The sequence below is a fragment of the Psychrobium sp. nBUS_13 genome, assembly GCF_051201665.1.
In the GTDB taxonomy this organism is placed as follows: domain Bacteria; phylum Pseudomonadota; class Gammaproteobacteria; order Enterobacterales; family Psychrobiaceae; genus Psychrobium.
Map to the genome: position 1 here is coordinate 659,471 of NZ_CP179210.1, position 14,738 is coordinate 674,208.

A 14,738-nucleotide genomic window follows, 5' to 3' on the forward strand; every position below is an offset into this window, starting at 1 on the left:
TTTACAACTTAATGGCACAATAGTTCTTATAAAAGAACGTTATCGGAGTAACAAATGAAATTATTAAAACTAGCGCGCAATATCGGTCTAACCCTATTAACCTCTGGTTTAGTGGTATCGGCAAACGCGTCAACAATTGACAAAAAATTACCGGACTACGTTAAAACTCAAGGTGTTTCAGGCAACATGTCTTCGGTAGGTTCTGACACATTAGCGAATATGATGACATTCTGGGCAGAAGAATTTAAGCGTAACTACCCAAATGTAAACATTCAAATTCAAGCGGCTGGTTCTTCTACTGCGCCACCGGCATTAACTGAAGGTACGTCTCAGTTCGGTCCAATGAGCCGTAAAATGAAAGCGCGTGAAATTGAAGCCTTCGAAAAGCGTTTTGGTTACAAGCCAACACCAGTTCGCGTAGCTATTGATGCGCTTGCAGTGTTCGCACATAAAGATAACCCAATTGAAGGTTTAACGATTGCTCAAGTTGATAGTATCTTTTCTGTAACCAATAAATGTGGCGGAAAACCAGTTAATCGTTGGGGTGATTTAGGTCTAACAGGTAGCTGGGAAGGTAAAGACATCCAGTTATACGGTCGTAACTCTGTATCTGGTACTTACGGTTACTTTAAAAAGAAAGCACTGTGTAAAGGTGACTTCAACACTAAGGTAAATGAACAACCGGGTTCTGCATCTGTAGTTCAATCAGTAGCATCGTCTATCAATGCGCTAGGTTACTCAGGCATCGGTTACAAGACTTCGAGTGTTAAGGCAATTGCACTAGCTAAGAAAGGTACTAACTACGTTGCTGCAACGAAAGAGAATGCACTAAACGGTACTTACCCTCTTTCTCGTTACCTATACGTTTATGTTAACAAGCATCCAAATAAGCCATTAGCGCCAATGGATCGTGAATTCTTAAAAATGGTTCTTTCTAAAACAGGTCAAAAGATTGTTGCTAAAGATGGTTATATTCCACTATCTGCAAAAGTAGCCAATAAAGAACTTAAGAAATTAGGCATCAAGCTTTAATTGTTAACTTGTTGTAAAAAAGCCGCTTGAAAGCGCCTTTTTTATTGGTTTTTGAGTTTAGACAATGTCTGTTTCGTATTCTCTTTCTAATTGGACAACGCGATTTCTTCCGGATTCTTTAGCATGATATAAAGCTTTATCTGCTCTTGCTAAAACCAAGGACTCATCATTTCTGTCTTCATTATGGTAAACAGAAACACCGCAGCTAATAGTTACCTTAATGATATGTTCGTCGATTAGAAAGGGAGTGCGAGATATATTGTCACAGACACGTTGATAAACAACTGTTGCGTCTACTTGATCAATGGGCGTAATTACAACAAACTCTTCGCCCCCATAACGGCCAATTAAGTCATAATCACGCAATGCGTGTCGCATGCGTTTAGTGACTTCAATAATCACTTTATCACCGACCAAATGACCATAGGTATCATTTACCTTTTTAAAATGATTGGCAACAGGGTTTTATTTGGGTCTTTGAACAGGCACTTGCCGCTGGTGAAATCGATAATAGCCGTACTGCAAAACAGCGTACTCAAAGCTTGGTGATGGGTATTTATGGATTAAGAACATTCGCCCATACACACCCAACCGTTGATGTCCTTGAAGAGCTTGCTACGCAATTATTAGAAGATGTAAGTCGCTAAATCCACACGTCATTAACAGCGGTTAATACTGAGTCTGAATCTCCGGTATTCACCGTGCCGCGAGGCTCAATCATCATAATATGACATTCTTGTTCGGCAAAGGGTTTATGCTCAACGTCTTTGGGCACCACATACATTTCACCCTCATTAAGTAGCACATCGCCATCGCGCAGTTTTATAATCATCGAGCCTTTAATTACCATAAACATTTCGTCGGTATCATAGTGTGTGTGCCATACAAATTCATCTTTAATTTTGGCCAGTTTAAATTGATAGTCGTTGATTTCAGCAATGACTTTTGGTGTCCAATGAGCCGAGAATTTTGCAAACTTATCGTTAAGGTTTATCGATTGATTACTCATTTTTATGCCCTATCTATCTTGAGGTGGAATATGATGATGCAAACGACTAAACGCGCGAATATCTTCTTCGCTATACTTGGTATTAACACGTGTTGTTGACGCTGGTTGAAATGCTAAGCCAACGCCATTTCTACGAGACGTTGCGGGGCGAATAGGTCTTGGCGTGAATCCACCGCCGCAATTGGGGCAAACATTTTTCAATAATCGTTCAACGCAGTCTTTGCAAAATGTACATTCGTACGTACAAATATAGGCATTGGTGGCATCAACAGGTAAATCGATATCACACCCTTCACAATTGGGACGAAGCTCTAACACACCTTATTCCTTATGTTTGTCCATCATCTTTTCCAGCGGCGTTTTCTTACCTCTAAACTTTTTATTTAAGGTAAGTACACCATATTCCACGCTGCAAAGCCCTCTATAAAGTGCACGATTACAGCAACAATTATCAAAATTACGCCAATGATTTCCATATAGTTTCTTTCTATTTGATTGAATTTTTTAGTCTCGTTAACTGCTGTGGCAATACGCCATCAACTGCTGTCGACCATGTTTTTGCATCGGGAATGGCGCCGTAAACACGGTAAGTGTATGTCACGCTGGTTTGGTTATTGCCAATTGATTTAAAATCCCATGTTAACGCGCCACTCACTGCAAAAAACTGCAAAGGACCAAGACCACCGCGCCAAACATGGCGTTTTTTTTCTTCAACAGCGACGATATCCATGTGTCTAATTATATTGTTAGCCCAACGTTCACAAAAACAGGCATCTGTAATGTCTAATGTCATATTCTGCGCGTTGCCAGAAAATGTATGATCAGAATGCCACCACAATTCAATTTGATTAAACCGTTGAAATATCGACTCCACTGGCTGATTAATCACGACATGGCTGCTTAGCTCAAAGCTGTTTTCAGAATGACTAATTACCTTGCCATCGCTCACGAAGGGAGCCATAGATAACAAACCAACAATTAATAATGTCATGGTGATACTCATACGATAATAATGTTTTCATCATGTAGTGAATGGATCCACCAATTCAATCATTGAGATGTAATAACTTGTTAGTTAAAAATGATTGAATGTCGTAAATATTCAATCAATGATATTGAGTTACGGCTATTGTCTTGTTTTTATTTTTGAACTGTTCTCAAGGAATAATCATCATGACACAACGTTTAAATTACGCCGAAGCAGCGCCACAGGCAATGCAATTGTTATTCAAACAAGAAGCACACATAACAAAGCAATTTAAAGAGCATGAAAAACTGACTATAGGTATATTACATTTAATTAAACTACGAGCTTCCCAAATAAACCACTGCGGTTACTGTGTTGATATGCACAATAAAGAAGCCCTTGCTCACGGTGAATCGATTGAACGCTTAACAAGCTTAGTGACGTGGCGAGATATGCCATGCTATACCGAGCAAGAACGCGCTGCTTTACTGTGGTGTGAAGCGTTAACGAATGGTGAATCTATTGACGATGCGTTATATCAACAAGTACTACAACATTTTGATGAACAATCATTAGTAGAGTTGACTGTTGCAATCAATGCGATCAATAGTTGGAATAGAATCGGTAAGTCCTTCAAACCAACGGTAGGTAGTTATCAAGTATCATCATGAACAATCCTTACGAATATAAACTGTGAATAGGCATTAAATTGAACCACCCAATGTCAGTCGACATATTCAAGCCAACAAGGTCACTGTCACGTTATGTGCAGGGAATTTGGACGGCTGACGTTCAAGATTCTTCACTGAGTGACACGAAAAAATACTTCGTTAGCGATGCAACCAGTGGATTTATGCTAATACTGCGAGGCGCGATAGAAATCGACGGCAAGCGGTTTGAACAAGGAGTCGTCTGGCAGCCGACTCAAAAGACTGCGCACACGAAAATATTTTCGAGTAACGCCAAAGTTGTCGGTTTTAGGTTTCAACCTGCCGTTGGCGTTTCAGTATGTAGTGAACTCCCGTCATCAACCTGCCTGTTATCTCAGTCGCTATCGCAGTCATTGCCGAAAATGAAAGGGTTAACATTACAACTATGCGATCTTACCGATAAACTGGCGACCATGAGAGGGTCAATGGCAAAAAATTACAGCTGTATATCGATGGTTAACCCGCAGTATTGACTTTTCTCAGGCAATTTCTCATTCTATATCCGACACTGTTCAATCGATAACGCCACAACGAAGCATTGAGCAACTTCCCATCGGTCAGCGGCAACTTCAACGCCAATTCAAGCGTTGGTTAAACATGACTCCAATTTATTACAAACGACTGATCCGCGTTCATCAATCTATCGTATCTTTACGGAATGATGTACCTGATAATCTAGCGGATTTCGCACTTATTCAAGGGTTTTCAGACCAAGCGCATATGACTAGAGAATTTAAAATGATTGCTAACATTACACCACATCAATTTTTAGTGAAATGCGCGAAGGTTGATTAACCTTTATGTCGTTCCGTTCTGGGGATAAATTGTTATATTGTTAAAATAGTTAATGTTATGCTTTTGTGTTCAATAGAAGCACTACATATACATGGATTTAACTATGAAATTTAGAAAAGAGATGGTTGTCGCTAGCATGTTGATTGTTGCAAGTGGATGTAGCAGCTATCAAGCGCGTGATGTCTATGATTCAGATAACGTATTTCTTGACGACAAATATAGCGCGCATTGTTTACATATGACTCCAGAGCAAGTGACTAAGTGTGAAGAGAAAAAGAAACAGCTTGTGTTAGCTGGTCAGGATTGCAATTCACCTTATGAATATCTAAGAAAACGATGCGAGAAAGATAGAGCAGAGCGTAAAAAATTATTGGATGAAACGCTTAATAATCATATTAAATAATATAATCAGCCATGGTGAATGAAAGTTTAACGACCAGTCTTTAAAAATACTTGTCCATTGTAATTCCTACATGACGTTTTATTATTAAATACTATTCTGTGCACGATAAAGGTTAGTAAACGAGTGATATGAAGTTAAGACATTGTTAATCCCCAATACTGCTTCGGCGACACGCCCACTAACTTCTTAAAATAGCGTCCCATGTGGCTTTGATTTGAAAAGCCACATTGCAGGGCAATGTTCGTTAGATTTGAATCATTAGCACGTATACGTAGTTTCACCTGCTCAATTCTTACCGACATTAAATAGGCTTGAGGTGTTTGGGCGTGGCTTGCTTTAAACATGCGGCAAAAGTGATATTCACTCAGTTGTGATAAGCCAGCTAATTCAGATAAGTAAATTTGGCGGTGATAGTTTGCTTGCATGTAGTCACACACTAACGTGGCAGTTTTGGGAGATAAGCCGCCTTTTACAGTAGATTTTAATTTGGTGACGCCCATGTTTTGCAACATCGATACTAGAATTGTGTTGGTGAGTTGTTCCATTGCCAAATGGTTGTGATTGTCTTGCCAATCGCTGCTCGCTAAACAATGGCGGACGAGGGCTTCAGTCGCGGCGTCACTGGCGTAATTTAGCTCGGGTAGTTCAAGCATTCGTGGATCGATATCAAACACCTTTAACGCGAGTTGTTTGAGATAGTCATCGTTGAAATAGAGGTGCATAAATTGCTGAGTTTGACCTAGCTGCCATTCGCTTTTAGCGTCTTTAGGTAATAAGCAAAACTTGCCCGGTGCGCCAAAGGCTGATGGTACGTCTGTGCGATGAGTGTCGTAACCTCCAGTGAGGTACAAACTCAGGGTGTGTTGATCCTCATTGAGATAATAAAGACGATCGTGTTCATTTTGATAATGCGCCCAAGACAACGCGTCTGTTAACGATTTTTGTCGCAAACAGATTTTACTAGATGATTGGTCAAAGCTAGTGAGCGTTGATGTCGCCTGAGTTTCCAATGGTTGAACGATGTCCGAGTAAATCAATGTCATGCCAAAATACTATCATTTATTGCGCTTATCGCTAGAGTGACAGGAGCAATTGAATTAATTAACCGCAAGATCGTGCTAGTTTTGCCAATATCGTGATATTTCTTATTCGTTATTGTCGTCAAAATGTCTCACAATAATTTGTTGTTCAAGAGGCAGTATGTCCGTTTTTCTTTATGTATTAATGATTTTCCTGTGGGGCTTGTCGTGGATCGCAATTAAGTGGCAGCACGGCGATGTGCCAATGGAAGTGTCTATATTTTATCGCTTTGCAGTTGCGGCAATTGTGATGTTGGTGATTGGTAAACTCTGGAAAAAATTACAACCGATTACCCGCCGAGATCAGTACTTTATTGGCTTACAAGGTGTTTGTTTATTTTGCTGTAACTTTCTCGCCTTCTACAGCGCTACGCTCTATATTCCAAGTGGCTTAGTGGCGGTATTAATGGCAACTGCGCCTATCTTTAATGCTGTGCACAGCAGGTTGTTTTATGGAACTCAAACGAATGCAAACTTTTGGTTCGGCGCTGGGTTGGGATTAATGGGGATTAGTTTGTTATTTGTAGATGATTTACTAACGACAAACTGGTCGTCGGATACACTTTTGGGGTTGATGTTTTCGTTGGTTGGTACCTGGTGTTTTTCGATTGGTAATATGTTGAGTATCCGCAATACCAAGCATAACGTTGCACCATTTACAGCTAATTGTTATGCGATGTTTTATGGTTGTGGCGCATTGTTGTTAATCATTTGGGCTCGTGGGCTATCGTTTGAGTTTTCTATCACTACGCAATATGTTGGCAGCTTAATGTATCTAGCGATCCCAGCTTCGGTATTAGGCTTTACCTGTTATTTAATGTTGGTGGATAAATTAGGCGCGAGTAATGCGGCGTATATTTTAGTGTTAACCCCAATTGTTGCCTTGAGTGCATCTGTAATTTATGAAAATTATCAATGGACGTCGTATTCAACGTTGGGGCTAGTATTGGTGATATTAGGTAATGTGTTAATTCAGCGAAGAAAGGCGCTATTTCAAGTAACGAAACAGCGATTCTCTTAAGGCATGTTTTAGAGTTCGCCACTCCTGATTGACCAACAAGTACATAGCCAACCATGCATAGTGAACACAACATAATTAACGCTAATATTGGCTTTAACCATTGTAGCTTAGTGGCTAGGTGCTTGAATTTATCTAATACCATTAATTGCATTAAATATTTGCCCACGTGTACTTGTTAAAATTAACTAAAATGGCGTTGCTCTCAATCCTAATAGCCAGCTATTAGTCAATCGAGCGCCTTGTTTTAGCTGATTTTCTCTACGCACAACAAGATCACTTACTTAATGCAATTGGTATAACATGGCGCTGTATTTATTCCGTCACTTTAGATTTTGCTTGTTCAAATTGCAGTTCACACAAGCGCTGATACAGCGGAGAGCTGGTTAGCAATGATTGATGCGTACCAACGTCGACAATGCGGCCGCCATCCATAACGACGATTTTGTCAGCGTGGATCACGGTTGCTAAGCGATGTGCAATGATGATGGTGGTGCGGTCGCTCATTAGCTCATTGAGAGCTGCCTGCACGTGATGCTCACTTTGTGCATCAAGAGCGCTGGTGGCTTCATCAAGCAATAGCACATCGGGATCTTTTAGAATGGCGCGAGCAATGGCAACACGTTGTTTTTGGCCACCAGAGAGTCGAACCCCTTGTTCTCCTAAAAAGCTTTGATAGCCTTCAGGTAATTGAGTGATAAATTCATGAGCATGAGCGCGTTTGGCCGCATTTTCAATTTCTTCACTGGTGGCGTCAGGCTTGCCATAACCTATGTTGTGAGACACGTCGCTACTAAATAGCACTGGTTGTTGTGGCACCATGCCCATCACGTGGCGTAAGTCATCGAGAGGCAGTTGCTGGATATTGGTGTCGTTAAGTAAAATGCTACCTTGCTGAGGATCGTAAAAGCGCTGCAACAATTCAAACATCGTTGTTTTACCAGCGCCAGATGGTCCAACTAAGGCCACCGTTTCACCATGATTGATTGTTAGGTTAATGTCGCTTAGCGCTGGCACATCAGGTCGTGATGGGTAATTAAAGCCAATATTGTTTAGCACGATAGCGCTATTGCTTTGCGATGGAAATTGTTGTGGTTGCTCAGGAGACGTTATATCGCTTTTTAACGCTAATAATTCTAATAGCCGTGTTGCTGAACCTGCAGCACGTTGCAATTCGCCATAAACCTCCGCCACTGTCGCCACCGACATGGCCACCATAATGGCATAAAAGATAAATGCACCGAGTTCACCGCCTGTCATCGCACCTGATAGCACATCCTGACCACCAACCCACAACATGACGCTTATAGCTGCGAAAGTTAATAAAATAACAGCAGCAAACAAGAATGAACGCTGTTTAATACGCTTTTTGGCCACTTCAAAGGCTTTTTCGACTTCGCCGCCAAAGGCTGCCTGTTCTAATTTTTCGTGACTATAGCTTTGTACGACTTTGATATTTTGGATGATTTCGCCAGCGTAAGTGCCAATATCGGCAATGGCATCTTGACTACTAGACGCGAGATCGCGCACGCGACGACCAAAGAACATCATCGGCAATAATACCAGTGGCACACATACTACAACAATCATGGTTAACTTTAGGTTGGTGACAAATAACATAACAAGACCACCAAGCAGCATAAATGTCGAGCGCAGTGCCATTGAAAAAGATGAGCCGATAATAGATTGTAATAGGGCAGTGTCAGTTGTTAAACGTGACATTAGTTCGCCACTGCGATTTTCCTCGAAATAACTTGGGTGGAGTTTGATAATTTGGTTAAACACTGCCGTGCGAATGTCAGCACTAACGCGCTCGCCAATCCATGACATCAAATAAAATCTGAAAAAGGTCCCAAAGGCTAGCAAAAATATCATGCCAATGAGCACTAATATGGTCTGGGTAAGTTGCTCCAATGAGCCAGAAATAAACCCATTATCAATCACCATTTTCACACCTTGGCCAAGGGACAAACTAATGCCCGCTGTGAATACGAGGAAAAATAGCGCAAGCACGACATTTTTCTTGTAAGGCGCAATAAATTGAAAAATAGGTTTGAGGCTTTGATAAGCGCTAGCGTCAGGTTTACTAGAAGGCGTTTGAGGCAAAATACGTATCCGATGACAAAATTTAATATTTGCCACGTTAGCACATTTTTATTTGTTGAATAGTAAAAAGTTTAGGTAGATATGGAGGATAATAGTGATATTAAAAATGAGTTTGAAGCAGGCGCTTCAAACTCTTTATTGGGGATTAGCAGCCGTGTTCAACATCAACCATAATGTCGTCACCTAAGTTTTCAATGGCACTGGTGAGTTCATCAATTGAAGAGTGTTCAGGCAGTAATACCGTAATGTTGGCTCTAAATAGTAGCTGGCCAGTATTTGGTGCGCTTTCTAATTGGCTGCCGAGTTGTTCGATATTGGCATCAACAGAGTGCAATGCCTCTGTGACTTCTTGGACGATCCCTTTGCGATCGTTGCCAACAATTGAAATGCTGAGTAGATCTTGGGCTTCAATATCACCAGACGTTGGCTGTCCTTCTTGAATGGTGGTGGTGAGGTCTTCAAGTTGGCCGAGTGCTAAGCTAAATTTAGCTAATTCAAGTTCTGGCAGTTCTACTTGAACAATACCTGCGAACTGTCCAGCCAGATGACTCATCGAGCTGCCTAACCAGTTGCCGTGATGATCGATTACTGCTTGCGCCAACTGATCCACTAAACCAGCTTTGTCTTTACCTACAAAAGTTATAACAACGTTTTTCATATTAATCCTTAATCGAGTGACATCACTGACTTATTAATAAACCTGATGGGTAATTTTGTCCAGTAAAAAGGGAAATTATAGCCATGGCGCGAACAATAGGTGACGAAAAATGACAATGTAATATTAGTGTCATATTGACAGGATAGAATTACGTCAGTTTTATGGTAATTAGGAAATTTACTTGATGTCACAGTCTGCAGACACATTAACAAGTCGACAACGCAGCGATTTAGGAGCTAGCGATCCGTTGCGTGCTTTTAAAGATAAGCTTGCCCAATATAGTATTACTATGGGTGGCTTAATGGTGCTTATGACGTTGTTAATGATATTTGGTTATCTACTTTATGTTGTAGAACCAGTATTTCGCAATGCAAGTATCGAAATTCAACAGCAACAAAAACTAGAAGCGAACACAAATGTTGTCGCCACTGGTAGTGATGAATTAAACGAAATTGCTTATTACTACACAGACAAAGGCCAGTTGCATTTTTATCCGCTAGTTGAAACCAGCCCAGCTAAAAGCGTCGTTGAGTTACCGTTAGTAGATACGCAATCAATTGCTAGTATCGCCAGTGCAAATAGTGACGTAGCGTTTGGCTTAAGTGACGGTAGTTTATTAGTTTCACAACCTAGTTTCATGATGAGTTTTACAGACAAAGGTCGTGAAATTGCGCCACAAGTGAGATACCCGCTTGGTGAAGAAAGTTTGATGATTGATGCACAAGGTCAACCATTGACTCAGTTGGCCTTCCAACGTGATGAAGAGCAAGTGTCAGCTGTCGCATTGACGCAAGATCATCGTTTGCTGCTAGCAACGTTAGTTGCTGAAGAAAACTTCATGACGGAAGAAATTGAGTGGGTTAGTGAGACAAACCAATTACACGGTATTCCAACAAGCATCAGTAAGTTACAGATTACCCCTGATCAACGTTTATTGTTCGTATTGAGCAGTAACCAATTATACATCTACGATATCGTTGCTGGCGCTTTTGATGCGCCGCGCCAAGTTGTTGAAATTAACGAACCCGGCGCGAAAGTGACAGATATTAGCTTAATGTCTGGTGGTAGTTCTATTTTGGTGGGGAACTCAAATGGTTTTATCAGTCAGTGGTTTGAGACAAAATCTGACCGCGGCCGTCGTTTAACTAAGATCCGTAATTTTACGGTTGAGGGTAGCGTTGAAAAAATTCAATCTGAACCCTTTAGAAAAACCTTTGCAGTATTAAATGATAAAGGTGATTTACGTTTATTTCACTCAACGAGTGAAGCTGATTTATTAGATGAGCCGTTAGTCAACAAAGCAACCGCATTGCAATTTTCACCGCGTAATAACGCGTTAATCTTTACCACTAAAGACAGCATTGATTTCTATAATCTTGAAAATGAGCATCCAGAAGTAACATGGAGCGCGTTGTGGCAAGAAGTTTGGTATGAAGGTTATCCCGAGCCAGATTATGTATGGCAATCAACGTCAGCAAGTGATGATTTTGAACCTAAATTGTCATTGGTTCCAATTTCGTTCGGTACGATTAAAGCGGCACTATATGCGATGTTATTTGCGGTTCCTATTGCTATAGCCGGTGCTATTTATACGGCTTATTTCATGCCGCCTAATTTACGTAAAATCGTTAAGCCTACCGTTGAAACAATGGAAGCGCTGCCAACGGTTATTTTAGGTTTCTTAGCGGGTTTATGGCTTGCGCCGATTGTTGAAGAATACTTACCTTTCGTTTTCATGATTATTTTTGTCATCCCGGCAACGATAGTGTTGTTTGCGTTCATTCATCATAAGTTACCTAAAAAATGGCGCAATATTCTTAACGAAGAATACTCTACGCTAATGCTTATTCCGATTATTTTGTTGGCGTCGATGGCATGTTATGGCCTAAGCCCGATGATTGAAGAGGCGCTAATGGGCGGCGACGCGCGTATGTTCATTAGTAATGAATTAGGCATCGATTTTGACCAACGTAATGCGCTAATTGTTGGTATTGCGATGGGTTTTGCGGTTATCCCAACTATTTTTTCAATCACTGAAGATGCAATTTTCAGTGTGCCTCAACACTTAAGTAACGGCTCTCTTGCCTTAGGTGCAACACGCTGGCAAACACTGGTTGGTGTTGTGCTATTAACAGCTTCGCCGGGTATTTTCTCTGCGGTGATGATGGGACTTGGCCGCGCCGTTGGCGAAACAATGATTGTATTAATGGCAACGGGTAATACGCCAATCATGGATTGGAACATCTTTGAAGGCATGCGTACCTTGTCGGCGAACATTGCAGTAGAAATGCCTGAATCTGAAGTTGGCTCAACTCATTATCGTGTGCTGTTCTTAGCAGCCTTCGTATTATTTATATTCACTTTCTTCTTTAACACCGTGGCAGAGGTTGTTCGTCAACGTCTGCGCGATAGATATGGTTCGCTGTAATGACTATTGGAACTAATGTAATGAACTCTTGGAGAAAAAGCGGCTCGCCAATGATTTGGCTTACCTCAGGTGCGGTAAGCATTAGCTTAATTGCGGTTATTGGTTTGTTGATATTAATCGCTTGGCGTGGTCTGGTTTACTTTTGGCCAAGTACTATTTATCAATTTGATGTGGTTAATCCAAAGGGCCAAGTTGAAACCGTTATTGGTGAAGTGTATGAAATCGATAGTATTCCAGCACAGCGTTTACGTGAGAATGGTCATAACATTCCAAGTGAAGTGACTGAGGTTGAGTCAAAACTTGTTAAAACGGGTAACCGTGAATTCGTTGAACTGGACTTTCGTTGGTTGTTAGGCCCAACAATCACTAAGCAACAAGCATTGCCAAATCTTGCCGTTTTTGAGCGAAATAAGAACGGCAACTTTTACGGTTTTATTAACAGTGTGACGGTTGACGGTAAAAAGCAAACAGGTGAGATGGCGACACTAGTGACGACGCTAGATGATGCCTTAGCACGTGTTGAAGTGTTGCAAGAACAAGCTGATGAGCTGCAATCAAGTGAAATTAATAGTATTAACTATAAGCTTGAGAAGATTCGCTTAAAACAGCGTCGTTTTGAAATTGATAATGAGCTGACACCTGAACGTTTAGCGGATTTAGACGCGCAGCGTAAAACGCTTAATGATAAATATTTAGTTCACGAAGCCAAGCTATTTAAATTCCGTAATGAAATGACACGTGATTTTGTTACAGTCAAAGACATGCGCGGTGAGTTGGTAGATATTAACTTGAGCTATCTACTGAGCTTTAATCTACCAAACCAAATGGGTGTAATTACTAAGTTTGGTCATTGGTTGGTTAATATTGGCAGCTTCGTGATGGATGATCCTCGTGAAGCAAATACAGAAGGTGGCGTATTCCCAGCAATTTTCGGCACCATCTTTATGGTTATGCTGATGGCTGTTATCGTGACGCCTTTTGGTGTTGTAGCTGCTATCTACCTACACGAGTACGCTAAAAAGAACGTCTTCACCAAGTTCATCCGCATTGCGGTTATCAATTTGGCAGGTGTACCATCTGTGGTATACGGCGTATTCGGTTTAGGATTCTTTGTTTACATACTCGGTGGCAGTATTGACGAGCTGTTTTATCCTGAATCGTCACCATCACCAGTTTTTGGTAGTCCAGGTGTTATGTGGTCAGCATTGACGTTAGCTATTTTGACCTTACCTGTCGTTATCGTATCGACGGAAGAAGGTTTATCACGAATTCCTATTTCGTTACGTCAAGGTAGCTTGGCATTAGGTGCGACTAAAGCAGAAACATTATGGAAAGTTATTATTCCAATGGCAAGCCCAGCAATTATGACTGGTTTGATTTTGGCTGTTGCTCGCGCAGCAGGTGAAGTAGCGCCATTGATGCTGGTGGGTGTGGTGAAGATGGCCCCGACGTTGCCAGTTGATGGCAACTTCCCATTCTTCCATTTAGATAGAAAATTCATGCATCTAGGTTTCCATATCTATGATGTGGGCTTCCAAAGCCCGAACGTTGAAGCTGCAAGACCGTTAGTATTTGCCTCTTCATTCTTATTAGTAACCGTAATTGTTGGTTTGAATATGGCGGCGATTCGCATTCGAAACTTATTACGTGAAAAATATCGTTCATTAGAACACTAGTGAATCAGAAAATTTAAGCAGGATAAAGTAAGATGATTAATCTTGAACCAACAGATGCAGCCACACAAGATCAGGTGTTGGACTTAGCAAACTTAACTGATGAGCAAACGGCATTTTCTATTGAAGACCTTGATTTGTTCTACGGCGATAAACAAGCCTTAAAAGGCGTTTCAATGCGCATACCTAAAGGCCAAGTAACCGCATTTATCGGTCCGTCTGGTTGTGGTAAGTCAACGTTGTTACGTTGTATGAATCGTATGAATGACTTAATTGATAACTGTAATATCACCGGTGAAATTAAGTTAGAACAGCAAAATATTTTCGATCGTAATGTTGATGTTGCAACGTTACGTCGTCGTGTTGGTATGGTATTCCAACGTCCAAACCCGTTTCCTAAATCAATTTATGAAAATGTGGTTTACGGTTTGCGCTTACAAGGTGTGAAAGATCGCCGAGTACTTGATAAAGCCGTTGAAGATTCATTGCGCGGTGCCGCGTTGTGGGATGAAGTAAAAGACCGTTTACATGATAACGCTCTAGGTTTATCTGGTGGTCAGCAACAACGTTTAGTGATTGCTCGTGCTATTGCTATTGAGCCTGAGGTATTATTGCTTGATGAGCCGACATCGGCACTTGATCCCATTTCAACATTGGTCATCGAAGAGCTAATTACTGAGCTTAAGAATAAATTTACCGTAGTGATTGTAACGCATAACATGCAACAAGCGGCGCGTGTTTCTGATAACACGGCATTTATGTATATGGGTGAATTGATTGAATATAGCGACACTAATACGCTGTTTACAACGCCTGCGAAAAAACAAACTGAAGATTACATCACCGGTCGATACGGTTAA

At 41.0% G+C, this 14,738-nt stretch carries 15 protein-coding genes and 1 pseudogene; 9 read left to right on the forward strand and 7 right to left on the reverse strand.

The features are described from left to right. The first annotated feature begins 54 nt into the window (after positions 1–54). Positions 55–1,032 carry a PstS family phosphate ABC transporter substrate-binding protein gene (locus ACMAZF_RS03005; RefSeq protein ID WP_435276008.1) on the forward strand — a complete coding sequence of 326 codons (978 nt, stop codon included), beginning with the start codon at positions 55–57 and terminating at the stop codon, positions 1,030–1,032. 57 nt (positions 1,033–1,089) lie between these two features. On the opposite strand, the pseudogene ACMAZF_RS03010 reads toward ACMAZF_RS03005, so the two are convergent. The 4 genes and pseudogenes from ACMAZF_RS03010 to ACMAZF_RS03025 all read right to left on the reverse strand — a co-directional run. After that, positions 1,090–1,473: pseudogene (locus tag ACMAZF_RS03010) on the reverse strand (GGDEF domain-containing protein); the annotation flags it as partial. A gap of 202 nt (positions 1,474–1,675) precedes the next feature. Next, on the reverse strand, positions 1,676–2,041 hold the full coding sequence (locus ACMAZF_RS03015; protein WP_435276009.1) for a cupin domain-containing protein: 366 nt from the start codon (positions 2,039–2,041) through the stop codon (positions 1,676–1,678). Between the two features lie 9 nt (positions 2,042–2,050). Further along, a complete protein-coding gene (locus tag ACMAZF_RS03020; RefSeq protein WP_435276010.1) occupies positions 2,051–2,359 on the reverse strand; it encodes a DUF1272 domain-containing protein in 309 nt (102 codons plus the stop codon). Positions 2,360–2,528: 169 nt separating this feature from the next. Beyond that, positions 2,529–3,032, reverse strand: a complete 504-nt coding sequence (locus ACMAZF_RS03025; RefSeq protein WP_435276011.1) for a hypothetical protein — start codon at positions 3,030–3,032, stop codon at positions 2,529–2,531. Positions 3,033–3,214: 182 nt separating this feature from the next. Here ACMAZF_RS03025 and ACMAZF_RS03030 point away from each other — a divergent pair, with 182 nt between their 5' ends. The 4 genes from ACMAZF_RS03030 (at position 3,215) to ACMAZF_RS03045 (ending at position 4,916) form a co-directional block, all read left to right on the forward strand. Continuing rightward, positions 3,215–3,679: a carboxymuconolactone decarboxylase family protein gene (locus ACMAZF_RS03030; RefSeq protein ID WP_435276012.1), complete on the forward strand. Its 465-nt coding sequence runs from the start codon at positions 3,215–3,217 to the stop codon at positions 3,677–3,679. A 50-nt stretch (positions 3,680–3,729) separates the two neighbouring features. Beyond that, entirely contained in the window at positions 3,730–4,191 is a 462-nt protein-coding gene (locus tag ACMAZF_RS03035) for a hypothetical protein (protein WP_435276013.1), read from the forward strand. Between the two features lie 79 nt (positions 4,192–4,270). Next, positions 4,271–4,513 carry a helix-turn-helix domain-containing protein gene (locus ACMAZF_RS03040; protein ID WP_435277166.1) on the forward strand — a complete coding sequence of 81 codons (243 nt, stop codon included), beginning with the start codon at positions 4,271–4,273 and terminating at the stop codon, positions 4,511–4,513. Positions 4,514–4,616: 103 nt separating this feature from the next. Beyond that, the gene (locus ACMAZF_RS03045) at positions 4,617–4,916 is read left to right on the forward strand and encodes a hypothetical protein (protein WP_435276014.1); all 300 of its coding nucleotides are present in this window, start codon (positions 4,617–4,619) and stop codon (positions 4,914–4,916) included. A 134-nt stretch (positions 4,917–5,050) separates the two neighbouring features. Here the strand turns inward: ACMAZF_RS03045 and ACMAZF_RS03050 are convergent, their stop codons facing one another. Further along, the gene (locus ACMAZF_RS03050; RefSeq protein WP_435276015.1) at positions 5,051–5,959 is read right to left on the reverse strand and encodes a helix-turn-helix transcriptional regulator; all 909 of its coding nucleotides are present in this window, start codon (positions 5,957–5,959) and stop codon (positions 5,051–5,053) included. A 157-nt stretch (positions 5,960–6,116) separates the two neighbouring features. Between ACMAZF_RS03050 and ACMAZF_RS03055 the strand changes: the two genes are divergently transcribed. Next, the gene (locus ACMAZF_RS03055) at positions 6,117–7,016 is read left to right on the forward strand and encodes a DMT family transporter (RefSeq protein ID WP_435276016.1); all 900 of its coding nucleotides are present in this window, start codon (positions 6,117–6,119) and stop codon (positions 7,014–7,016) included. A gap of 312 nt (positions 7,017–7,328) precedes the next feature. Here the strand turns inward: ACMAZF_RS03055 and ACMAZF_RS03060 are convergent, their stop codons facing one another. Both ACMAZF_RS03060 and ACMAZF_RS03065 read right to left on the reverse strand, forming a co-directional pair. Continuing rightward, entirely contained in the window at positions 7,329–9,119 is a 1,791-nt protein-coding gene (locus ACMAZF_RS03060; protein ID WP_435277167.1) for an ABC transporter transmembrane domain-containing protein, read from the reverse strand. A 145-nt stretch (positions 9,120–9,264) separates the two neighbouring features. Next, positions 9,265–9,777, reverse strand: a complete 513-nt coding sequence (locus ACMAZF_RS03065; RefSeq protein WP_435276017.1) for a glycine cleavage system protein R — start codon at positions 9,775–9,777, stop codon at positions 9,265–9,267. A 184-nt stretch (positions 9,778–9,961) separates the two neighbouring features. On the opposite strand from ACMAZF_RS03065, the gene ACMAZF_RS03070 reads away from it, so the two are divergent. The 3 genes from ACMAZF_RS03070 to pstB are packed head-to-tail and all read left to right on the forward strand — an operon-like array spanning position 9,962 to position 14,738. Next, positions 9,962–12,205 (forward strand): ABC transporter permease subunit, encoded by a 2,244-nt coding sequence (locus ACMAZF_RS03070; protein ID WP_435276018.1) that lies wholly within the window; start codon positions 9,962–9,964, stop codon positions 12,203–12,205. 20 nt (positions 12,206–12,225) lie between these two features. Next, on the forward strand, positions 12,226–13,881 hold the full coding sequence (gene pstA, locus ACMAZF_RS03075; protein WP_435277168.1) for a phosphate ABC transporter permease PstA: 1,656 nt from the start codon (positions 12,226–12,228) through the stop codon (positions 13,879–13,881). Between the two features lie 32 nt (positions 13,882–13,913). Continuing rightward, a complete protein-coding gene (gene pstB / locus ACMAZF_RS03080) occupies positions 13,914–14,738 on the forward strand; it encodes a phosphate ABC transporter ATP-binding protein PstB (RefSeq protein ID WP_435276019.1) in 825 nt (274 codons plus the stop codon).